This is a genomic window from Kocuria oceani, from assembly GCF_029524215.1.
GTDB lineage: Bacteria > Actinomycetota > Actinomycetes > Actinomycetales > Micrococcaceae > Kocuria > Kocuria oceani.
Window position 1 is genome coordinate 86,459 of the sequence record NZ_JARAMH010000013.1, and the last position, 21,060, is coordinate 107,518.

At 73.8% G+C, this 21,060-nt stretch carries 19 protein-coding genes; 13 read left to right on the plus strand and 6 right to left on the minus strand.

All coding sequences use genetic code 11. The features are described 5' to 3' along the window. Positions 1-9 precede the first annotated feature (9 nt). Both PU704_RS14240 and PU704_RS14245 read left to right on the plus strand, forming a co-directional pair. On the plus strand, positions 10-759 hold the full coding sequence (locus tag PU704_RS14240) for a triose-phosphate isomerase (RefSeq protein WP_338130232.1): 750 nt from the start codon (positions 10-12) through the stop codon (positions 757-759). Between the two features lie 101 nt (positions 760-860). After that, positions 861-1,325: a ribose-5-phosphate isomerase gene (locus PU704_RS14245; RefSeq protein ID WP_047803635.1), complete on the plus strand. Its 465-nt coding sequence runs from the start codon at positions 861-863 to the stop codon at positions 1,323-1,325. Positions 1,326-1,364: 39 nt separating this feature from the next. Here the strand turns inward: PU704_RS14245 and PU704_RS14250 are convergent, their stop codons facing one another. Further along, a complete protein-coding gene (locus PU704_RS14250; protein ID WP_047803575.1) occupies positions 1,365-2,252 on the minus strand; it encodes an alpha/beta fold hydrolase in 888 nt (295 codons plus the stop codon). A 132-nt stretch (positions 2,253-2,384) separates the two neighbouring features. Here PU704_RS14250 and rocD point away from each other — a divergent pair, with 132 nt between their 5' ends. Then, positions 2,385-3,632 (plus strand): ornithine--oxo-acid transaminase, encoded by a 1,248-nt coding sequence (gene rocD / locus PU704_RS14255; protein WP_277551789.1) that lies wholly within the window; start codon positions 2,385-2,387, stop codon positions 3,630-3,632. A 9-nt stretch (positions 3,633-3,641) separates the two neighbouring features. Here the strand turns inward: rocD and PU704_RS14260 are convergent, their stop codons facing one another. Then, on the minus strand, positions 3,642-4,148 hold the full coding sequence (locus PU704_RS14260; protein WP_277551790.1) for a glutathione peroxidase: 507 nt from the start codon (positions 4,146-4,148) through the stop codon (positions 3,642-3,644). Between the two features lie 211 nt (positions 4,149-4,359). On the opposite strand from PU704_RS14260, the gene PU704_RS14265 reads away from it, so the two are divergent. The 5 genes from PU704_RS14265 (at position 4,360) to PU704_RS14285 (ending at position 9,800) form a co-directional block, all read left to right on the plus strand. Next, positions 4,360-5,157 carry a VOC family protein gene (locus PU704_RS14265; protein ID WP_277551791.1) on the plus strand — a complete coding sequence of 266 codons (798 nt, stop codon included), beginning with the start codon at positions 4,360-4,362 and terminating at the stop codon, positions 5,155-5,157. 65 nt (positions 5,158-5,222) lie between these two features. Next, positions 5,223-6,929: a carbon starvation CstA family protein gene (locus PU704_RS14270; protein ID WP_075871505.1), complete on the plus strand. Its 1,707-nt coding sequence runs from the start codon at positions 5,223-5,225 to the stop codon at positions 6,927-6,929. A gap of 4 nt (positions 6,930-6,933) precedes the next feature. Continuing rightward, positions 6,934-7,209: a cory-CC-star protein gene (locus PU704_RS14275; protein WP_047803570.1), complete on the plus strand. Its 276-nt coding sequence runs from the start codon at positions 6,934-6,936 to the stop codon at positions 7,207-7,209. Continuing rightward, a complete protein-coding gene (locus tag PU704_RS14280) occupies positions 7,200-8,225 on the plus strand; it encodes an ArsA family ATPase (protein ID WP_277551792.1) in 1,026 nt (341 codons plus the stop codon). Before PU704_RS14275 ends, PU704_RS14280 begins: the two co-directional genes overlap by 10 nt. A 12-nt stretch (positions 8,226-8,237) precedes the next feature. Then, positions 8,238-9,800, plus strand: a complete 1,563-nt coding sequence (locus tag PU704_RS14285; RefSeq protein ID WP_075871507.1) for a molybdopterin-dependent oxidoreductase — start codon at positions 8,238-8,240, stop codon at positions 9,798-9,800. Positions 9,801-9,874: 74 nt separating this feature from the next. Here PU704_RS14285 and PU704_RS14290 read toward each other — a convergent pair whose 3' ends face one another. Together PU704_RS14290 and PU704_RS14295 are read right to left on the minus strand one after the other, a co-directional pair. Further along, complete coding sequence (locus PU704_RS14290) at positions 9,875-10,903, minus strand: LacI family DNA-binding transcriptional regulator (protein ID WP_083664978.1); 1,029 nt, start codon at positions 10,901-10,903, stop codon at positions 9,875-9,877. Beyond that, positions 10,900-12,627: a glycoside hydrolase family 13 protein gene (locus PU704_RS14295; RefSeq protein ID WP_277551793.1), complete on the minus strand. Its 1,728-nt coding sequence runs from the start codon at positions 12,625-12,627 to the stop codon at positions 10,900-10,902. The genes PU704_RS14290 and PU704_RS14295 overlap by 4 nt, the downstream gene beginning before the upstream one ends. 239 nt (positions 12,628-12,866) lie before the next feature. Between PU704_RS14295 and PU704_RS14300 the strand changes: the two genes are divergently transcribed. Genes PU704_RS14300 through PU704_RS14315 form a run of 4 tightly spaced genes read left to right on the plus strand, consistent with a single transcriptional unit; the run spans position 12,867 to position 17,700 of the window. Then, positions 12,867-14,099: a sugar ABC transporter substrate-binding protein gene (locus PU704_RS14300; RefSeq protein ID WP_047803565.1), complete on the plus strand. Its 1,233-nt coding sequence runs from the start codon at positions 12,867-12,869 to the stop codon at positions 14,097-14,099. Next, positions 14,096-15,727 carry an ABC transporter permease subunit gene (locus PU704_RS14305; RefSeq protein WP_277551794.1) on the plus strand — a complete coding sequence of 544 codons (1,632 nt, stop codon included), beginning with the start codon at positions 14,096-14,098 and terminating at the stop codon, positions 15,725-15,727. Before PU704_RS14300 ends, PU704_RS14305 begins: the two co-directional genes overlap by 4 nt. Before the next feature lies 1 nt (position 15,728). Beyond that, positions 15,729-16,628, plus strand: coding sequence for a sugar ABC transporter permease (locus tag PU704_RS14310; protein WP_075871511.1), 900 nt, complete (start codon positions 15,729-15,731; stop codon positions 16,626-16,628). A 55-nt stretch (positions 16,629-16,683) separates the two neighbouring features. Next, positions 16,684-17,700 (plus strand): magnesium and cobalt transport protein CorA, encoded by a 1,017-nt coding sequence (locus PU704_RS14315; protein WP_047803562.1) that lies wholly within the window; start codon positions 16,684-16,686, stop codon positions 17,698-17,700. A gap of 40 nt (positions 17,701-17,740) precedes the next feature. Here the strand turns inward: PU704_RS14315 and PU704_RS14320 are convergent, their stop codons facing one another. Then, positions 17,741-18,544: an ABC transporter permease gene (locus tag PU704_RS14320; RefSeq protein ID WP_075871512.1), complete on the minus strand. Its 804-nt coding sequence runs from the start codon at positions 18,542-18,544 to the stop codon at positions 17,741-17,743. After that, a complete protein-coding gene (locus PU704_RS14325) occupies positions 18,541-19,596 on the minus strand; it encodes an ABC transporter ATP-binding protein (RefSeq protein WP_277551795.1) in 1,056 nt (351 codons plus the stop codon). Before PU704_RS14325 ends, PU704_RS14320 begins: the two co-directional genes overlap by 4 nt. A gap of 71 nt (positions 19,597-19,667) precedes the next feature. On the opposite strand from PU704_RS14325, the gene PU704_RS14330 reads away from it, so the two are divergent. Beyond that, entirely contained in the window at positions 19,668-20,954 is a 1,287-nt protein-coding gene (locus tag PU704_RS14330; RefSeq protein ID WP_277551796.1) for an MFS transporter, read from the plus strand. Positions 20,955-21,060: the final 106 nt, after the last annotated feature.

Consider the following 21,060-nt stretch of genomic DNA (forward strand, 5'->3'; position numbering starts at 1 on the left):
GGGGCGGCCGTGACGGTGTGGGTCGGCACCAGCTGGAAGATGAACAAGACCCTGGCCGAGGCCACCGACTGGGCCCAGGGCCTGGCCGAGGCCCTGGCCGGACGGGAACTGGGGGGCGTGCAGCCCTTCGTGATCCCGCCGGCCACCGCGATCGGCGCGGTGGCCCAGGTCCTGGCCGAGGAGCCCCGGGTGCTGGTGGGGGCGCAGAACGCCCACTGGGAGGACGCCGGGGCCTGGACCGGGGAGGTCTCCGTGCCGCAGGTCGCCGACGCCGGGGCCCGGATCGTGGAGATCGGCCACTCCGAGCGGCGCGAGCACTTCGCCGAGACGGACGAGACCGTCCGGGCCAAGGTCGCCGCGACCCTGCGCCACGGACTGGTGCCCCTGCTGTGCGTGGGCGAACCGGCGCACGTGCAGGCCGCGGGCGGTTCCGGGGCGCACATCCTCGAGCAGGTCGGCCGGGCCCTGGAGGGCCTGGCCGAGGACCAGCTGGCCCGGGTGCTGATCGCCTACGAACCCGTCTGGGCGATCGGTGAGCACGGCCGCCCGGCCACCACCGCGGAGCTGGCCGAGCCCTTCGCCGCCCTCGCGGCGGCCTGGGGGTCACGCGTGCAGGGCCTGCTCTACGGCGGGTCGGTGAACCTGGACAACGCCGCCGACCTGCTGGGCATTCCCGGCGTGGACGGCCTGTTCGTCGGCCGCACCGCCTGGCAGCTGGAGGGTTATCTGCGGCTGCTGGAGATCGCCGCGGGCCGCTGAGGCCCCTCCGGCACCCGCACCCACGGACCACCCGGACCCACGGACCACCGCACCCGGGAAAAGACCATCGGACAGTGAACGACGAGATGAAGGAGCACCCCATGAGCGAGCAGAAGCTGCGGATCGTGATCGGCGGCGACGACGCCGGATTCGACTACAAGGAGGCCCTGCGCCGGGACCTGGAGGCCGACGACCGCGTGGAGAGCGTGGTGGACGTCGGGGTCTCGAAGACCGAGAACACCGACTACCCGCACGTGGCCGTGGAGGCGGCCCGGAAGGTCGCCTCCGGGGAGGCCGACCGGGCGCTGCTGATCTGCGGCACGGGCCTGGGCGTGGCGATCTCGGCGAACAAGGTCCCGGGCATCCGGGCGGTGACCGCCCACGACTCCTACTCGGTGGAGCGCTCGGTGCTCTCCAACAACGCCCAGGTGCTGTGCATGGGCCAGCGGGTCGTCGGCCTCGAGCTGGCCCGGCGCCTGGCCAAGGAGTGGATCGGCTACGTCTTCGACCCGGCCAGCGCCTCGGCGGCCAAGGTCGAGGCGATCACCAAGTACGAGAACGACTGACCGCACGCCCGCACCGGCATCACCGGGCCCCCGCCACGCTCAGCCGTGCCGGGGGCCCGGCTGCGCCTCCGCGGCGCGCAGGTGCGCCAGGACCGCGGCTGTGACCTCCTCCGGGCGCTCCTCGGCGAGGAAGTGGCCGGCGTCCACGGCCCGGCCCGCGGCCCGGGGGAAGTGCCGCCGCCACAGCTCGAGCGGGTCCTCCCGGGCGCCCACCCGGCCGCGGGCGCCCCACAGGACCAGCGCGGGGAGCTCGAGCCGGGCGTCCTCGTCGGCCCGGTCGATCTCCACGTCCGGTCCGGCCGCGGCGCGGTAGTCGCGGCACCAGGCGTCGACCACGGACGGGTCGCGCGCGGCCTCCTCGTAGGCGGCGAGCGCGGCGGGGTGGAACCCGACCTCGGTGCCGCTGAGGCCCTGCAGCGTCGCGCGCACGAAGTGGACGGGGTCGTGGCCGATCAGCGTCTGCGGCAGTCCGCCGCCCTGGGCGAGGAAGGCCCAGTGGTAGTACTTCTGCACCAGCCAGGCGTCCATCGACCGCCACACCTCCAGCGTGGGCAGAATGTCGAGCAGGGCGACCGAGAGCACCGCCTCGGGGGCGTCGAAGGCCATGCGGTGGGCGGTCCGGGCGCCACGGTCGTGCCCGACGACGTGGAACCGGTCGTGCCCCAGGGCGCGCATGAGCCGGACCTGGTCGGCGGCCATCGCCCGGAAGGTGAAGTCCTCGCTGTCCGTCCAGGAGCGGCCGTAGCCGCGCAGGTCGGCGGCGACCACGGTGAACTCCTCGGCGAGCACGGGGGCCAGGGCGTGCCACATCGCGTGCGTCTGCGGGAAGCCGTGCAGCAGCAGCACGGGCGGGCCGTCGCCGCCCGTGCGGGCGTGGACCACGCCGTCGGGGACGGGGACGTCCTGGGGGGCGAAGTCGGCGAGCACGGTTCCTCCTGGCGGTCGGATCGGCGAAGCGCGCCCCGGGGTGGGCCCGGAGGACCCGGCGCGGGGGTTGTCCCGGCGGACCGGAGCGCACATGCTCAAGGAAACACCAGGACGCGATCGGGAGACACCCCCATGAACCACGCCCCCGTCCACGTCGCCGGCCGGGCGACCGCCTCGCAGCAGCTCGCGGCCGCGGCCGAGCGGTACACGGCCCGCACCTACTCCCCGCTGGAGGTCGTCGTCGCCCGGGCGCACGGTGCCACCCTCACGGACGTGGAGGGCCGGGAGTACCTGGACTTCCTCGCCGGCTATTCGGCGCTGAACCTCGGGCACGGCCACCCGGCGGTCCTGGCGGCCGCCCGGGCCCAGCTGGAGCGGGTGACGCTGACCAGCCGTGCCGTGCACAACGACCAGCTCGGGCCCTTCGCCCGGGAGCTGTGCGAGCTGCTCGGCCAGGACATGATGCTGCCGATGAACACCGGCGCCGAGGCCGTCGAGTCGGCGATCAAGGTCGCCCGGAAGTGGGGCTACGAGCGCAAGGGGGTGGCCCCGGGCCGGGCACGGATCGTCGTGGCGGCGGGCAACTTCCACGGCCGCACCACCACGGTCGTCAGCTTCTCCGACGACGCCGACGCGCACCGCGACTACGGCCCCTACACCCCGGGCTTCGACACCGTGCCCTTCGGGGACCTCGCCGCGCTCGAGGCCGCGCTCACGGACGACACCGTGGCGGTGCTGCTGGAGCCGATCCAGGGCGAGGCCGGGGTGATCGTGCCGCCGCCGGGCTACCTGGCGGGCGTCCGGCGGTGCACCGCCGAGCGCGGCGTCCTGCTCGTCGCCGACGAGATCCAGTCCGGGCTGGGCCGCACGGGCCGGACGCTGGCCTGCGAGCACGAGGGCGTGGAGGCGGACCTGTACCTGCTGGGCAAGGCCCTGGGCGGGGGCGTCCTGCCGGTCTCCGCGGTCGTGGGGCGCGCCGAGGTCCTGTCGGTGCTGCGGCCGGGCCAGCACGGCAGCACCTTCGGCGGCAACCCGCTGGCCGGCGCCGTCGGCCGCGCCGTCGTCGGGCTGCTGTCCACCGGGGAGCCCCAGCGGGCGGCGCGGGAGCTGGGGGAGAGGCTGCACGCCGGTCTCACCGAGCTCGCGCCGCTGGGCCTCACCGCCGTGCGCGGGCGCGGACTGTGGGCCGGGATCGACATCGACCCGCGCCTGGGCACCGGCCGCGAGTGCTGCGAGCGGCTGGTGGCGCACGGGGTGATCGCCAAGGACACGCACGGCGCGACCGTGCGGCTGAGCCCGCCGCTGGTGATCACGGAGGAGGAGCTGGAGCGGGGCCTGGCCGCCCTGTCCGCAGTGCTCCGGGAGATGGCGGCCGCCTGAGCCGCGCGCTCACCCGGCGTGGCCGGGCGCCTCGTCGTGGGCCAGGGCGGACTCGATGCTGCCGGCCAGCTGGGCCGGTGCGGTCCGCGGGGCGAAGCGGCGGAGCACCCGGCCGTCCCGGCCCACCAGGAACTTGGTGAAGTTCCACTTGATGGCGTCGCCCAGGACCCCGTTGCGCTCTTCCCGCAGCCAGGCCCACAGCGGGTGGGCGCCGGGGCCGTTGACGTCGACCTTCGCGAACATCGGGAACGTGACGCCGTAGTTGCGGCTGCAGAAGTCGGCGATCTCCTCCTCGGTGCCCGGTTCCTGGTGGCCGAACTGGTCGCAGGGGAAGCCGAGCACCACGAAGCCCTCCTGCTTGAAGTTGCGCCACAGCTGCTCGAGGCCCTCGTACTGCGGTGTGAACCCGCACCGGCTCGCCGTGTTGACCACGAGCACCACCTTCCCGGCGTAGGCGGACAGCGGCTGATCGCGCCCGTCCAGGGTGGTGGCGGTGAAGTCGTGCAGCGTGGTCATGGGAGGCCTCCCGGGCGTTCGGCGACGACGGTCCGCTCCCATCATGCCCCTGACCCCGTCCGCGGACCCCCGGACCCCGGCCCCGAGGTCCGCAACCTCGCGCCTCGGAGTGAGGGGGGAGGGACGGGGACGGGTGGATAACGATCCTCGGGCGGGGCGGTCGGGGGGCGCGGGGCCCGGCGTACCCTGACCGTGTCGGAAGGAGCCCGTGATGACGCAGCACACCGAACCGTGGCCTGCGGGAACGCCCTGCTGGACGGACCTCGTGGCCTCCGACCTCGCCCGGACGCAGGAGTTCTACCGGCAGGTCCTCGGCTGGCAGTACGACGACCCGCGGCCCGAGCACGGCGGCTACTGCAACGCCCTCGTGGACGGGGCCCGCGTGGCCGGGCTGTCCCCCGCGGACCCGGACCGGGCCGGTGCGCCCCCCGTGTGGCAGGTGTACCTCGCCGCGGACCGGATCGAGCTGGGCGCGCAGCGGGTCCTGGACGCCGGGGGCACGCAGCTGAGGGGGCCCACGGACATCGGCCCGCTCGGCCGGATGGGCGTCTGGCGGGACCCCGCCGGAGCCGTCTTCGGGATGTGGCAGTCCGGTGAGCACATCGGCTTCGAGGCCGTCGACGTCCCCGGCGCCGTGGTGTGGTGCGACCTCACGACGCCCGACCACCGCACCGCCCGCGACTTCTACGCAGCGGTGTTCGGCTACCACTACGAGGAGACCGGCGGGGACGGCGTCCCCTACGCCACCTTCACGGTGCCGCGAGGGGACCGCCCGGCGGGCGGGATCGGCGGGACGGACCCCGCCGCGCAGGACGCGCCCTCGGTGTGGTCCGTGTGCTTCCAGGTGGAGGGCGTCGACGCGGCCGCCGACCGCGTTCGAGCCGCCGGCGGATCGGTCGTGGAGGAGCCCTTCGACTTCGCCTACGGGCGGCTCGCGGTGGTGGCGGGCCCGGACCGGGAGTCCTTCGCGCTCATGGCACCCGGACAGGGCCCGGTCCCGGAGGAGTGACGGGGCGGCGGTAGGATTGTGACCCAGCAGACATCCACCCCGCCTCCGCACAGATTGGGATCGAGATGAATTCCATCGTCCTCGCCGTCGTCGGCGTGGCCATGATGATCCTCGGGTACCTCCTCTACTCGAAGTTCGTCGCCCGCCGGATCTACAAGCTCCAGGACTCCTTCGTCACCCCCGCCCACGAGCTGGGCGACGGCGTCGACTACGTCCCCACCAACAAGTACGTGCTGTGGGGCCACCACTTCACCTCCGTGGCCGGTGCCGCGCCCATCGTCGGCCCGGCCATCGCGGTGATCTGGGGATGGGTGCCCGCCTTCCTCTGGGTGACGCTCGGCACCGTCTTCTTCGCCGGCGTCCACGACCTCGGCGCCCTGTGGGCGTCCAACCGGCACCAGGGCAGGTCCATCGGGTCGCTGTCCGGGAAGTACATCGGCCACCGGGGACGGAACCTGTTCCTGGTCGTGATCTTCCTCGTGCTGCTCATGGTCAACGCCGCGTTCGCCGTGGTGATCTCCAACCTGCTGGTCGGCACGCCCACCGCGGTGATCCCCACGTGGGGCGCCATCGTCGTGGCGCTGCTCATCGGCCAGGCGGTCTACCGCTACAAGTGGAACCTCGCCGTCGTGTCCGTGGTGGGCGTCGTGGCCCTCTACGCCCTCATCCTGCTCGGCGACCGCTTCCCGGTGGTCCTGCCGGAGACGGTCCTGGGCCTGCCGGCCAACGCGTTCTGGATCGTGGTGCTCTTCGTCTACGCGGGCATCGCGTCCGTGCTGCCCGTCTGGATGCTCCTGCAGCCCCGCGACTACATCAACGGCCTGCAGCTGTTCATCGCCCTGGGCATCCTCTACGGCGCGGTGCTGATCTCCGCCCCGACCGTGGTGGCCCCGGCCTTCAACGAGTCCGTGCCCGCGGGCACCCCGAGCATCGTGCCGCTGCTGTTCGTGACCATCGCGTGCGGGGCGATCTCCGGGTTCCACGGCATCGTGGCCTCGGGGACGTCCTCCAAGCAGCTGGACAAGGAGACGGACGCCCGCTTCGTCGGCTACTTCGGCGCCGTCGGCGAGGGCCTCCTGGCGCTGGGCGCGATCATCGCCACGACCGCCGGCTTCCGCACGATCGCCGACTGGGAGGCCGTGTACAGCGCGTTCGGCCAGGGCGGCGTGGCCGCGTTCGTCCAGGGCGGCGCCTCGGTCGTGAACTCCGGCCTCGGCATCCCCCCGTCGCTGAGCGCGACCATCCTCGCGACGATGGCCGTGCTCTTCGCGGCCACGACCATGGACACCGGCATCCGCCTGCAGCGCTTCGTGGTGCAGGAGGCCGGGCACATCATGGGCGTCACCATCGGCAAGGTGGTCGCCACCCTCATCGTCCTCGCGGTGGCCATGGGGCTGACCTTCAGCGCCGGCGCGGACGGCTCGGGCGGCATGCTCATCTGGCCGCTGTTCGGGACCTCGAACCAGCTGCTGGCCGGCCTGACGCTGTCCATGATCGCGGTGATCCTGCTGCGCAAGGGCCGCCCGGTCCTGCCCGTCCTGGTGCCGCTGGTGTTCCTGCTCGTGATGTCCGTCTACGCGCTGATCGTGCAGCTGGGGCAGTTCTGGGCCGCGGAGAACTGGTTCCTGCTCGTGCTCGACATCGTCATCCTGATCGCGGCCGTGTGGGTGATCTTCGAGTCCGCGATCGCGATGTCCCACGCCCGGAAGAATCCGCCGGAGCTCGACGAGGAGCCGCTGCCCAGCGCGGCCGGGCGGGACCGCTCCCTGTGAGCCGGTGACGCTCCCGCAGCGGTGGCGCACCGCGCGGGCCCGCCTCGGGGCGGGCCTGCGCGAGTTCTACGCGGCCCCCTACCGCCGGACCTTCGCCCGCGCCCAGCGCGACGAGGAGGACCTGTTCATGATGCTGGTGCTCTCCGAGGCCCTCGGGGTGCCCAACCCCGCCAGCTACTACACCGTGGAGCTGCTCCCCGTGGTCTACGACCGGTTCCACGACTGGCACCGGCGGATGGGCATGGAGCGCTCGCCCCTGGAGCACATCTCATGCTGCTAGAGCTCGCCGCGGCCCGCCGGGTCCTGTTCGTGGGCGGCAAGGGCGGCGTCGGCAAGACCGCCGTCGCTTCCGCCACGGCCCTCGCCCAGGCCCGGTCGGGCCGGCGGGTGCTCGTGGTCTCGACCGACCCCGCGCACAACCTCGGCCACCTCTGGGAGCGCCCGGTGGGGGACCGGATCACCCCGCTGGTCCGGGTTCCCGGCGGCGGCCACCTCGACGGGATCGAGGTGGACCCGCTCGCCACCACCGAGGCCCACCTCGCCGCCGTGGGCGCCACCGTCCGCCGGCTCATGCCCGAGCACCTCGCCGGGGAGGTCGACAAGCACATGCGGCTCGCCCGCGACTCGCCCGGCACCCACGAGTCCGCGGTCCTGGAGCGGGTCGCCCAGCTGGTGGAGACGGGCCTGGAGGACTACGACCTCGTGGTCTTCGACACCGCGCCCTCCGGGCACACCGCCCGCCTCATGGCCCTGCCGGAGATCATGTCCGCCTGGACCGAGGGCCTGCTGCGGCGCCGGGCCCGGGCGGAGCGGTTCGGCGCCGCGCTGCGCGGGCTCGAGGACCGGGACGAGGCGGCCGAGAGCATCGTGGGCACCGAGCGCCCCCGGGACCCCCGGGAGGAGCGCGACCTCGAGATCCGGCGCATCCTGCTGCGCCGGCGCGCCCGCTTCGAGGCGTTGCGCGAGGTCCTGGTGGATCCCCGGCGCTGCGCCTTCGTGATCGTGCTGGCCGCCGAGCGGCTGCCCGTGCTGGAGACGGTCGAGCTGCACGGGCAGCTGGTCCGCGCCGGGGTGCACGTGGGGGCGCTGGTGGTCAACAAGCGCTCCCCGGCCGACGCCGGGGCCTTCCTCGCCGAGCGCCGCGCCCTCGAGGAGACGCACGTGGCCGCCCTGCGCGAGGCGCTGCCGGACCTCCCGCTGCTGCAGGTCCCGCTGCTGCCGGGGGACGTGGTGGGCGAGCCGGCCCTCGAACGGTTCGCGGCGGCGCTCGCCCAGGCGGGGCACAGGCCCGGCTGAGACCCTGGGCCCATGACCACCACCTCCCCCCGCACGGACGCCGGACCGGAACGACGGCGCTCCGCCGGCGCCGGCCCGTGGGTCCTGGCCGGTGTCGCCGCGACGGCCCTCGCCGTGGGGCTGGCGGAGCTGCTGGCCTGGGTCACCGGGCCGGTCGGCGCGCCGCTCACCGCCGTGGGCGGGGTGATCGTGGACGCCGTCCCCGCCCCCGTGAAGGACGCGGCGATCGCCCTGTTCGGCACCGCGGACAAGCTTGTGCTCCTGCTCGTCATGGCCGCCGGCCTCGTGGCGATCGGCGCCGGTCTCGGGGCCGCCCAGCGCGCCAACCGCCCGATGGGCTCCGTGCTGCTCGGCGTGCTGGGGCTCGTCGGCCTGCTGGCGGTGCTCACCCGGGCCGGGGCGGGCGTCGCGGACGCGGTCCCCGTCGTCGTCGGCACGGCCGCCGGGGCGCTGTTCCTCACGGTGCTCACCCGCCGGGCCGAGGCGCCGGAGGACACCCGGGGCGGCCTCGACCGGCGGGGCTTCGTCCGGGTCTCCGCGGCCGTGGCCGTGCTGGGTGCCGCCGCCGGGGTGGCCGGGCGCTGGGCCTCCGCCGCGGCCTCCCGGGTGCCCGCGGCGCGGGAGATGCTGCGGATCCCCGCCCCGGCGGTGCGGGAGACGATCCCCGCCGGCACGGACCTCGGGATCGAGGGGGTGGAGCCGTGGCTGACCCCGGCCGAGGACTTCTACCGCATCGACACCGCCCTGGCCGTCCCGCGGATCGACGTGGCCGAGTGGGAGCTGCGGATCCACGGCATGGTCGACCGGGAGCTGACGCTGCGCTTCGAGGACCTCACCGGCCGGGCGCTGCTCGAGCGCGCCGTGACGCTGGCGTGCGTGTCCAACCCCGTGGGCGGGGACCTGGTGGGCAACGCGGTGTGGACGGGCGTGCCCATCCGGGAGCTGCTCGCCGAGGCCGGCGTGCAGCCGGGCGCCGACATGGTGCTCTCGACGTCCCAGGACGGCTTCACCGCCGGGACCCCGCTCGAGGCGCTGCTGGACCCGGGCCGGGACTCCCTGTTGGCCGTGACCATGAACGGGGAGCCGCTGCCGTTCGAGCACGGCTACCCGGTGCGCATGGTCGTCTCCGGGCTCTACGGCTACGTGTCCGCCACCAAGTGGCTGGTGGACCTGAAGGTCACCCGCTTCGACCGCGACGAGGGCTACTGGACCCCCCGCGGCTGGTCGGCGCGCGGGCCGATCAAGACCGCCTCCCGGATCGAGGTGCCCCGGGACGGGGGCCGCGTGGACGCCGGAGAGGTCGTCCTCGCCGGCACGGCCTGGGCCCAGGACACCGGGATCGCCGCCGTGCAGGTCAGCGTGGACGAGGGCCCGTGGCAGGAGGCCGACCTGGGCGAGGTGCCCTCCGACGACACGTGGCGGCAGTGGGTGCTGCGCACCGAGCTGCCCGGCGGCCGGCACACCGCGCGGGTGCGGGCGGTGGACCGGGACGGGACCGTCCAGACCGCCGAGCAGGCCCCGCCGGCCCCGGACGGGGCCTCCGGGTGGCACGAGCGGACGTTCACGGTGGCCTGACCGCCCCCGCCGGGCCCGCCCACCGGACAACGCCCCCGCCGGGCGGGCCCGGCGGGGGCGTTGTCCGGCCGAGGTCAGGAACGACCGGCGGAGCCGGGGACCGGCCCGGTGGAGGAGCGCACCACGAAGTGCGCCGGGAGCACCTCGTGGACCGGCTCGTGGTTCGTCCCGGCCAGGTGCTCCAGCAGCCGCTCGACGGCGTGCACCCCCTGCTCCCGGGCGTGCTGGTCGATGGTGGTCAGGCCGAAGGCCTCCCCGATGGGGTGGGCGTCGACGCCGATCACGGACAGCTCCCCGGGCACGGTCAGGCCGAGGTCGCGCGCCGCCAGGACCGCCCCGGCGGCCATCTCGTCGGAGGCCGCGAAGATCGCGGTGGGGCGGTCGGCCGGGTCCGCCAGCAGGTTCTTGGCCCGCTGGTAGGCGTCGGTGAAGGTGTAGTCCGAGACGACCGACCAGGCCGGGCCGACCGCCAGCCCGGCGGCGGCCATGGCCCCCTCCCAGCCGGCGCGGCGGTCGCTGGACATGGGGAAGTGGCTGCCGAACTCCTCGGCGCCGCCGAGGTGGGCGATCCGGCGGTGGCCGAGCGCAATCAGGTGCTCGGTCGCACGGCGCCCGACGTCGTGGTCGTCGATGCTGATGGTGGGCGCGCCCACCAGGGGCCCGCCCACCCCGAGCACGGGGATCCCGGCGGCGAGCAGCTGCTGCGTCTCGGCCGGGTTCAGATGCAGGGAGATCGCCACGGCGGCGTCGAGCCGCTTGCGCAGCAGGAAGTCGGTCAGCACCGTCTCCCGGTAGCGGTCGCCCTCGAAGTTGTAGAGGGACAGGTCGTAGCCGGCCTCCATGAGCGCCCCGGCCACGCCCTCGAGCACGGTGGAGAAGTACCACCGGTCCACGTAGGGCAGCACCACCCCGATGTTGCGGCTGCGCCCGCTGGCCAGGCTGGAGGCGTGGTAGGACACCACGAAGCCCAGCTCGTGGGCGGCCTGCTGCACCCGTGCCCGGGCCCGGGAGGACACGTGGCCCTTGCCGCTGAGGGCGCGGGAGACCGTGGCCGTGGACACCCCGGCCCTGGCGGCGACGTCCTGGAGCCGCGGTGGGCTCACGGACCCGTCGTGCCGTGGTCCTCCGTCTGCAGCCATATGCACTCCTCCGGGTTCAGGACGTGGGGCGCGGACGTCCCGGGACGGCTGCGCAGCAGCACCGGCAGGTCCGGCAGCTCCACCGCGGCGTCACCGGTGTTCAGCAGCACCAGGACGTCGTTGTTGACCAGGCCCAGGCAGCCCGGCCCGCCGAGGTCCTCCACCCAGGCGAGCGAGCCCGATCCGAGCCCGTGCGCCCGCCGCAGCGCCAGGGCGGCGCGGTAGAGGGACAGCGTGGAGGCCGGGTCCTCCCGCTGCGCCTCGCGCGAGAGCTCCGCCCAGCCCGGGGGCTGCGGGAGCCAGGACCTGCCGTTGGCACTGTAGCCGAGAGACGCGCCGGAGCGGGTCCACGGCAGCGGCACCCGGCAGCCGTCGCGGCCGAGCCGCGCCCCGCCGGTGCGGTGGTAGGTGGGGTCCTGGCGGACCTCGGCGGGCAGGCCCGTGTGGTCCGGCAGCCCGAGCTCCTCCCCCTGGTACAGGTAGACGCCGCCCGGCAGCCCGAGCATGAGCAGGGAGGCGGCGTCCGCCCGCCGGGCTCCGCGGACGTGGTCCGGCTGCTCGTCCTCGGGGCCGATGCCGTCGCCGGGCCGGGCGGGGTTCGCGCCCAGGCCGAGACGGGTCGCGTGGCGCACCACGTCGTGGTTGGACAGCACCCAGGTGGAGGGGGCCCCGACGGCGTCGAACGCCTCGAGGGAGGAGGTGATGATCCGCCGCAGCTCCGCCGCGTCCCAGGGCGCGGCCAGGTAGGAGAAGTTGAAGGTCTGGTGCATCTGGTCCGGGCGCACCCAGTCGGCCAGTCGGGTCAGCGGCTCCACACTGGCCTCGGCGCAGAGGATCCGCTCGCCGTCGTACTCCGCCAGCACCTCGCGCCAGCGGCGGTAGATGTCGTGGATCTGCGGCTGGCCGAACATCGGGGCGTCGGTGAAGGGGTAGCCGGGGACGCTGCCGCCGTCGGCGCGCCCGCCCCAGTCGGGCAGCCCCTTCGCCTTGATCAGCGCGTGGGCCACGTCCACCCGGAAGCCGGCCACTCCACGGTCGAGCCAGAAGCGCAGGATCCGCTCGAACTCCTGCCGGACCTGCTCGTTGTCCCAGTCGAAGTCCGGCTGGGAGGAGTCGAACAGGTGCAGGTACCACTGGCCGGGGGCTCCGCCGGGCTCCGTCACCCGGGTCCAGGCGGGGCCCCCGAAGTGGGACTGCCAGTTGTTCGGGGGCAGCTCCCCGGACGGTCCCCGGCCGTCCCGGAAGACGAACAGGCCGCGCTCGGGGCTGCCCGGCCCCGCCGCGAGGGCCCGCTGGAACAGCACGTGCTCGGTGGAGCAGTGGTTGGGGACCAGGTCGACGATCACCTTCACGGACAGCTCGTCCGCCGCGGCCACCAGGGCGTCGAAGTCGGCCAGGGTCCCGAGGGCGGGGTCGACGTCGCAGTAGTCGCTCACGTCGTAGCCGCCGTCGCGCTGCGGGGACGGGTAGAAGGGCGAGAGCCACAGGGCGTCGATGTCGAGCTCGGCCAGCTGTCCCAGCTCGGCGGTGATGCCGGCGAGGTCGCCGAGACCGTCCCCGTCGAGGTCCCGGAAGGAGCGCGGGTACACCTGGTAGATCACCGAGGAGCGCCACCACCTCGGCTCCCGGTCGCGGTCGTGGAGAGGGGTGAGGCGCAGGGACGGCAGTGTGCCGGAGGTCGTCAGCATGTGCGGCATCTTACGGACAGGACCGCCGTTGTGGAAACGCTTGCACGCGTTCCGCCCTGACCAATCCGCCGAACAAGCGCTGTGGACAGGGATAATGGTAGCGCTTACAGTAGTGACCTGTCTCACTCAGCGCGGTGCGGGCGTCGCACCGGAGCCCCGGTGACCGGCAGCTCCCGGCCCGCGCCGCCCCGCCGCCGACCGGACGCCCCGATCGCGCCCGACCCCGAGGAACCCCCACCATGAAACGCATCCCCCGGACGGCCGTCGCGGCCGCGGCCGTGCTCCTGCTCGCAGGGTGCTCCTCCGCGCCCACGGCCGGAGTCGCCGGTCTGGCCGGCGGGCCCGGCAGCATCAGGATCCAGGCCGGCGACGACGAGATCCCGGCCCTGCGCGAGATCGCCGCGGACTTCACCGCGGACTCCGGGGTGGAGGTGGAGTTCGTCCAGCGGGAGGTCAACGCGCAGGCGATCTCCAACTTCATCTCCCAGGCGCCCACGGGGCAGGCCCCGGACATCATCGTCTCCCCGCACGACAACCTCGGCCAGCTGGCCTCCAACGGCGTGGTGGTCCCGGTGGAGCTGGGCGAGCGCGCCGCGGACTTCTCGGCGAACGCCCGCGACGCCGTGGTCTACGACGGCGTCAGCTACGGGGTGCCCTACGCGATCGAGAACGTGGCCCTGCTGCGCAACAACGAGCTCACCACCGAGGACCCGGCGAGCTTCGACGAGCTGCGGGCCGTCGGCCACCGGCTCATGGACGAGCAGGGCATCGAGTACCCGTTCACGGTCAGCCAGTCCGCGGAGGCCGGGGATCCCTACCACCTGTACGCCCTGCAGACCTCCTTCGGCGCCGAGGTGTTCGAGCGCACCGAGGAGGGGGAGTACACCGGCACCCTCACCATGGGCGGCCCGGACGGGCACGCCTTCGCCCGCTACCTGCAGGACCTCGGGCGGAGCGGGGACCTGCGCACGTCCATGAGCCCGGACATCGCCAAGGAGTCCTTCCTCACCGGGGAGTCCGCCTTCCATCTGGGCGGGCCGTGGGAGCTGACCGACGTCGAGGCCGCCGGGATGGACGTGAGCGTCCTGCCCGTGCCCCCGGCCGGGGACGAGCAGTCCCGCCCGTTCGTGGGCGTCCAGGCGTTCTTCGTCAACGCCCACGCCGCCAACCCGGTCGCCGCCCAGGACTTCGCCGCCAACTACCTCACCCGCCCCGAGGCCCAGACGGCCCTGTACGAGAGCACGGGACGGCCGCCGGCCAGCCAGGTGGCCGTGGACCGGATGCAGGGTGATCCGCTGCGCTCGGCCTACGCGCGGATCGCCGAGTCGGGCCTGCCCATGCCGGCCATTCCCGAGATGGGCGCCGTGTGGAGCTTCTGGGGCACCACCGAGAACGCCGTCGTGGACGGCCGCGGGGATCCCGTGGAGCTGTGGGACCGCATGATCGACAACATCGAAGGACAGATCTCATGAGCACGAGCACCACCACCCGGGACGGGACGGCCACCTCCGGGACGGCCGACGGGGACACCGCGCCCGGTGCCCCCCGCGAGCGCCGGCACGCCCACTCCCGGGGGTTCGGCCCGGGCTTCGTGGTCAAGCTGGTCCTGATGGCGCTGATCAACGCCTTCGGCCTCTTCGGCATCCTGGCGGCCTGGGCCGTCGGCAGCTGGGGCATCCTGGTGTTCCTCGCCGCGGCCCTCCTCGCCGCCGACCTCGTGTACTTCCTGCCGGCCCGCAGGCTGCTGCCCGCCAAGTACCTGTTCCCCGGCCTGGCCTTCCTGCTGGTCTTCCAGGTCTTCGTGCTGGTCTACACCGCCGCCACGGCGTTCACGAACTACGGGGACGGGCACAACGCCACCAAGGACGCGGCGATCACCCAGCTCACCACCACGTACGAGCAGCGGGTCGAGGGCTCCGAGGCGTACGCCGTCACGGTGCTCGAGGGCCCGGACGGGCTGGCGCTGGCCGCCGTGCAGGACGACCGGGTGCTCGTGGGTGCTGCGGACCGGCCGCTGGCCCCGCTCGAGGGGGCCGCGGTCACGGAGGGGCGCGTCGTCGAGGCGCCCGGCTACGAGGTCCTCTCCTACGCGGAGGTCGTCGGCGCCCAGGACGAGCTCGGGGAGCTGCGGGTCCCGGTGAGCGGGCAGGCCGAGGACGGTGCGCTGCGCACCGACGACGGCCGCACCGCCTACGCCTACGAGCCCACGCTCGCCTACGACGAGGCCGCCGACGCGATGGTCGCCGCGGACGGCACCGTCTACGCCGACAACGGCGAGGGCGCGTTCGCCGGCCCCGACGGCGAGGTCCTGCGCCCCGGCTGGCGGGTGTTCGTGGGCCTGGACAACTTCGGGGCGATCTTCGACCCGGCCGTCCTGGGCGGACCGTTCGTCGCCGTGACCCTGTGGACCTTCGCCTTCGCCGTCCTGTCGGTGGCGCTGACTTTCTTCCTGGGCCTGCTGCTGGCGATCCTGTTCAACGACGAGAGGCTGAGGTTCCGCAACGTCTACCGCGCCGTCGTCTTCCTGCCCTACGCCTTCCCCGCGTTCCTGTCCATCCTCATCTGGGCGGGCCTGCTCAACACGGACTTCGGCTTCGTCAACGAGGTCCTGCTGGGCGGGACGGGGGTGCCCTGGCTGGAGAACCCCTGGCTGGCCAAGCTCTCGCTGCTGCTGGTCAACCTCTGGCTGGGCTTCCCGTACATGTTCCTCGTGACCACCGGGGCCCTGCAGGCCATCCCCGGGGAGCTCTACGAGTCGGCCGAGATGGACGGGGCCGGCCCGGTGCGCCAGTTCGGCTCGATCACCCTGCCGATGCTCATGGTGGCCGTGGGCCCGCTGCTCATCGCGTCCTTCGCCATGAACTTCAACAACTTCAACGTGGTCTACCTGCTCACCGGCGGCGGCCCGCAGGACCTGGAGTCCACCACCGGGGTGGGCGCCACGGACATCCTCATCTCGTTCGTCTACAAGATCGCGTTCGCCGGCGGCACCAACGACTACGGTCTGGCCTCGGCCCTGTCCATCCTCATCTTCATCATGGTGGCCGTCGTCTCCGCGCTGACGTTCCGCCGCAGCAAGGCTCTCGAGGAGATCAGCTGACATGTCCACCCCCACGACTCCCACCACGTCCCCGCGCCGGCGGCCCTCGGCGGGCCGGCGCTTCGCCCGCGGCGGGTGGAAGCACCTGGCCGCCATCGCCGCGTGCGTCTTCGCCCTCTTCCCGCTGGTCTACGCCTTCTCCGCGTCGCTGTCCGCCTCGGGGTCCCTGCTGGGGTCCAACCAGCTGTTCTCGGACCTCACGGGGGCCAACTACGCCGACCTGCTCAGCGACCCGCAGAACCCCTACCTGACCTGGTTCGGCAACTCGCTGTTCGTCTCGGTCAGCACGGCCGCGGGCACGGTGCTGATGGGCGCGGCCGCGGCCTACGCGTTCTCCCGCTTCCGCTTCCGCTCCCGCCGGGGCGGGCTGCTGGCCCTGCTGGTGATCCAGATGTTCCCGCAGCTGCTGGCGTTCGTGGCGATCTTCCTGCTGCTGTTCGCGATCTCCGAGGTCTACCCGGTCCTGGGCCTGAACTCCCGGCTGGGCCTGGTGGCCGTCTACCTGGGCGGGGCGCTGGGGGCCAACACGTTCCTCATGTACGGCTTCTTCAACACGATCCCCAAGGACCTGGACGAGGCTGCGGAGCTCGACGGCGCCTCCCACGCCCAGATCTACTGGACCATGATCCTGCCGCTGGTCACCCCCATCCTCGTGGTGGTCGGGATGCTGTCCTTCATCGCGTCCTTCTCGGACTTCCTGCTCGCCCAGATCGTGCTGCAGGACCCGGAGAAGTACACGCTGGCCGTGGGGCTCTACCAGTTCGTCTCCGTGCAGTTCGGGGAGAACTGGGGCGTGTTCACCGCCGGGGCGATCCTGGCGGCGATCCCGGTGGTCGTGCTGTTCCTGTTCCTGCAGCGCTACATCGTCTCCGGGCTGACCGGCGGCGCGGTGAAGGGCTGACGCCGGGTCCTGCCATGATGGGGCGGGACCCGGGACGGACGGAAGGTGGTGCGCGGTGACGCTGGTGGACAACGCGGTGTACGTGAGCGGGGTGCGGACCTCCAGCCCGCGCGACCTCGACGAGACCTACGCGGCCCTGCGCGCCCGCGGCGGCATGGCGTGGATCGGACTCTACCGCCCCGGGACCGCCGAGGTGCAGTCCGTGGCCCAGGAGTTCGGCCTGCACCCCCTCGCCGTCGAGGACGCCCTCAAGGGCCACCAGCGCGCCAAGCTGGAGCGCTTCGGGGACACCCTCTTCGTGGTGCTGCGCCCGGCCCGGTACCTGGACGACGTGGAGAAGGTCGAGTTCGGGGAGCTGCACGTCTTCGTGGGCGCCGACTTCGTGGTCACCGTCCGGCACGCCGAGTCCCCCGACCTGGCCGCGGTGCGCCACCGGCTGGAGACCTCGCCGGAGCTGCTGCGGATGGGCCCGCAGGCGGTGCTGTACGGGATCCTCGACGAGGTGGTCGACCGCTACCTGCCCGTCCTCGCGGGGCTGGAGAACGACATCGACGAGATCGAGGACGAGATCTTCGCCGCGGACCAGGACGTCTCCCGCCGCATCTACGAGCTCTCCCGCGAGGTGATCGAGTTCCAGCGCGCCGTGCACCCGCTGGTGCACATGCTCGACGCCCTGCAGCGCGGCTCCGAGAAGTACGGCCTGGACGCGGAGCTGCAGACCCGGCTGCGGGACGTGCAGGACCACGCCATCCGCGCCGCGGACCGCGCCGACTCGTTCCGGGCGCTGCTGCAGAACGCCCTCACGGTGCACGCCACCCTCGTGGGCCAGCGGCAGAACGACGAGATGCAGCGGCTCACCGAGTCCGCCCTGGCGCAGAGCGAGGAGGTCAAGCGGATCTCCTCCTGGGCGGCCATCCTCTTCGCCCCCACCCTGGTGGGCACGGTGTACGGCATGAACTTCGAGCACATGCCGGAGCTCGCGTGGCCGCTGGGCTATCCGTTCGCGCTGCTGGCCATGCTCGGCATGGGCCTGGTGCTCTACGGGGTGTTCAAGTGGAAGAAGTGGCTGTGAGCGGCGCCGGGGGAGCGCCCCGGCGTGCGGACGCCGGGTCTCAGACGCTGTGGCGCATCGCGCGGATCCCCACGGCCAGCCCCAGGGCGGCCAGTGCGGCCGCCGCGAGCGCGCCGGCCGCGACGGAGGGGTCGCCGAACCGGCCGTTGAACAGGGCCCGCTCGGCGTCGACCATGTAGGTGAGGGGGTTGAACCGGGAGAGCGCCTGCATCCAGCGCGGGCCGGCCTCGAGGGGCAGGAGCATCCCGGAGAGCAGCATGAGCGGGAACAGCAGTCCCTGCTGCACGGTCCAGAACATCCAGTCCCGGTTCCGCGAGACGATGGCCAGGGCGTAGCTCAGCGCGCCCAGCCCCACCCCGAAGACCGCGAGGATCGCCAGGCCCACCACCATGCCGGGCGGGGACGGGCGGAAGCCGGCGAGCGCGGCCACCCCGGAGAGCACCAGGGCCTGCAGGACCAGCGGCACCATCTCCTTGCACGCCCGCCCCACCATGAGGGACGAGCGGGACACCGGGGCCACCAGCATCCGCTCGTGCGCCCCGGACTGGATCTCGAACAGCAGGTTCGACCCGGTCATGGCGGTGCCGAACAGCGCGATCATCACCACGATGCCCGGCACGAACCACTGGAACGCCTGGTCGAGGGGCAGCCCGGTCATCCCGCCCAGGAGCGGGCCGAAGAGGGCCAGGAACATCAGCGGCTGCACGAGCGAGAACACCAGGCTGAAGGGGTCGCGGACCACCGGGCGCAGCTCGCGCACGAAGACGCTGACGGAGTCGTGCAGCACACCGGCCGGGCGGGCCTGGGCGCCGGGCGCCTTGCGAGGAGGCGGGACGGTGGTCACGGGGCCGCTCCCACGCTCGGGGCCTCGGCGGCCGGGCCGGCCTCGGACGGGCTCGGGTCCTGCTCGCGCAGGCTCCGGCCGGTGAGCCGCAGGAAGACGTCGTCGAGGGTCGGGCGGGCCAGCTCCGCGGTCCGCGCCGGGTGGCCGCTGCGGTCGAGTTCGCGCAGCAGGCCCGGCAGCACGCGCTCGCCGTGCTCGACGGCGACGACGACGCGCGTGCCCTCCCCGGTCGCGGCCGCCTCCGGCTCGGCGGCGGCCCCGGCGGCCCCGGCGGCGCGGGCCGCGGCCCGGACCGCCGCCGCCGCCGCGTCCGGGGCGGCGTCCACGGTCAGGGTGATCCGGTCGCCGGCGAGGTCGCTCTTGAGCCGGGACGCGGTGTCGTCGGCGATGATCCGGCCCCGGTCCACGACCATGACCCGCTCGGCGAACTGGTCCGCCTCGTCCAGGTAGTGGGTCGTGAGGAACAGGGTCGATCCGTAGCGCCGGCGCAGCTCGAGGATGTGCTCCCAAAGGTTCGCCCGGGACTGCGGGTCCAGCCCGGTCGTGGGCTCGTCGAGGAAGAGGAGCTGGGGGCCGGGGATCAGGCCCAGGGCGATGTCCACGCGCCGGCGCTGGCCGCCGGAGAGCTTCATCGTGGGCCGGCGCACGAGCTCCCCGAGGCCGAGCGCCTCCACGAGCTCGTCCGCGCGGCGCCGCGTCTCCGCCCGGCCCAGCCCGTAGAGCGCGCCCTGGCTGAGCAGCTCGTCGCCCACCCGCTGGTACTGCCCGGCCCCGTTCTTCTGCCCGATGTAGCCGATGCGCGCGCGCACCTCGGCCGGCTGCCGGGCGATGTCGAACCCGCACACGGTGGCGGTGCCGCCGGTGGGCCGCAGCAGCGTGGTGAGCATGCGCAGGGACGTGGACTTGCCCGCACCGTTGGGCCCGAGGAACGCGGTCAGCGTTCCGGGCGCCACGTCCATGGTCAGGTCGCGCACCGCGTCGACGATCCGGCCGCCGGGCCCGCGGAAGCTCTTGCTCAGCCCCCGGGCGCTGATGATGGGTGGGGTGCTCATGGGTCCACGGTAGAAGGCTTTCCGGCCGGATGGCGTCCGCACCGGGGCGGGCACCCCATAGAGTTCAGGGCGTGACCCTGCAGACCACCACCTTCGACCCCGCACGGGTCCGGCGCGCCCGGATCGCGGTGTCCGCCTTCTTCCTCACCAACGGCGCCCTCTACGCGAACCTCCTGCCCCGCCTGCCGGAGGTCAAGGAGGCGTTCGGCCTCTCCAACACCCTGTACGGGTTCCTCGTGGTGGCGTTCCCGCTCGGGGCGATCCTGGTGGGCGCTCTCCCGGCCCGGGCCATCCGCCGCTTCGGCTCCGGGCACGTCGCGGCGCTGGGCACCGTGCTGCTCGCCGTGTGCCTGGCCGCCGCCGGGGCCGGCGCCGGGCTGGGCGCCGGCACGCAGGCCGGGGTGGTCGTGTTCCTCGCGGCCATGTTCCTGGGCGGGGCGCTGGACGCCCACGTGGACACCGCCCAGAACGCCCAGGGGATGGAGGTGCAGCGGGCCCGGGGCCGCTCGGTCATCAACTCCCTGCACGCCCTCTGGAGCCTGGGCGCGGTGCTCGGCGGGCTGATGGGCGCCGCGGCGCTCGCCCTCGGCGTCCCGCTCGGGTGGCACCTCCCGGTGAGCGGGCTCGTGTGGAGCGTGGTCGCCCTGGTGGCGCTGCGCTCCGCGCTGACCCCGGCCGAGGGCACGGCCCTGCGCACGGTGGCCGACCCTGCGGTGCCGGAGCCCGGGGACCCGGCGGGCACCGCGCCGGAGCGGCGGCGGGCCGGGGCCGGGCACCGGTCGGCCGGGCGCATCGTCGTCGTCAGCCTCCTGCCCGTGGCCCTGATCGCGATGGCGGGGGTCATGGTGGAGGACGCGGGGATGAACTGGTCGGCGGTCTACCTCAACGCCGAGCTGGGCGCCCCGCTGGCCACCGCCGGGCTGGGCCTGGTGGCGCTGATGGCTGCCCAGTTCGTGGGCCGGGTGCTCGGGGACCCCCTGACCGACCGCTGGGGCCGGGTCGCCGTGGCCCGGGCCGGCGCCGCCCTCAGCGCGCTCGGCCTGCTCCTGGTGGTGCTCGCCCCCGTCCCGGCCGTGGCGGTGGCCGGCTTCGCGGTGGCCGGCTTCGGCTGTGCGACCCTCGTGCCCGCCGCCTTCCACGCCGCCGACGACATCCCGGGACTGCGCACCGGGACGGGCCTGGCGCTGGTCAGCTGGCTGATGCGGATCAGCTTCCTGAGCCTGTCCCCGGCCATCGGGATGCTCTCCGACGCCGTGGGGCTGCGGGCCGCCCTCGTGGTGGTGCCGGTCTTCGCCCTCGTCGCGGCGCTGACGGCCGGGGTGCTCCGCGACGGGTCGGCGGCCTCGCCGCGGAACTGATCCGGGTCTATCCTGGCTCCACCATGCATCACCACTTCTTCCGCTGACGGGTCCCGCGCACCCGCCGCCGCACGTGCCGCGGCGGGTCCCCTTCCTGCCCACCCGT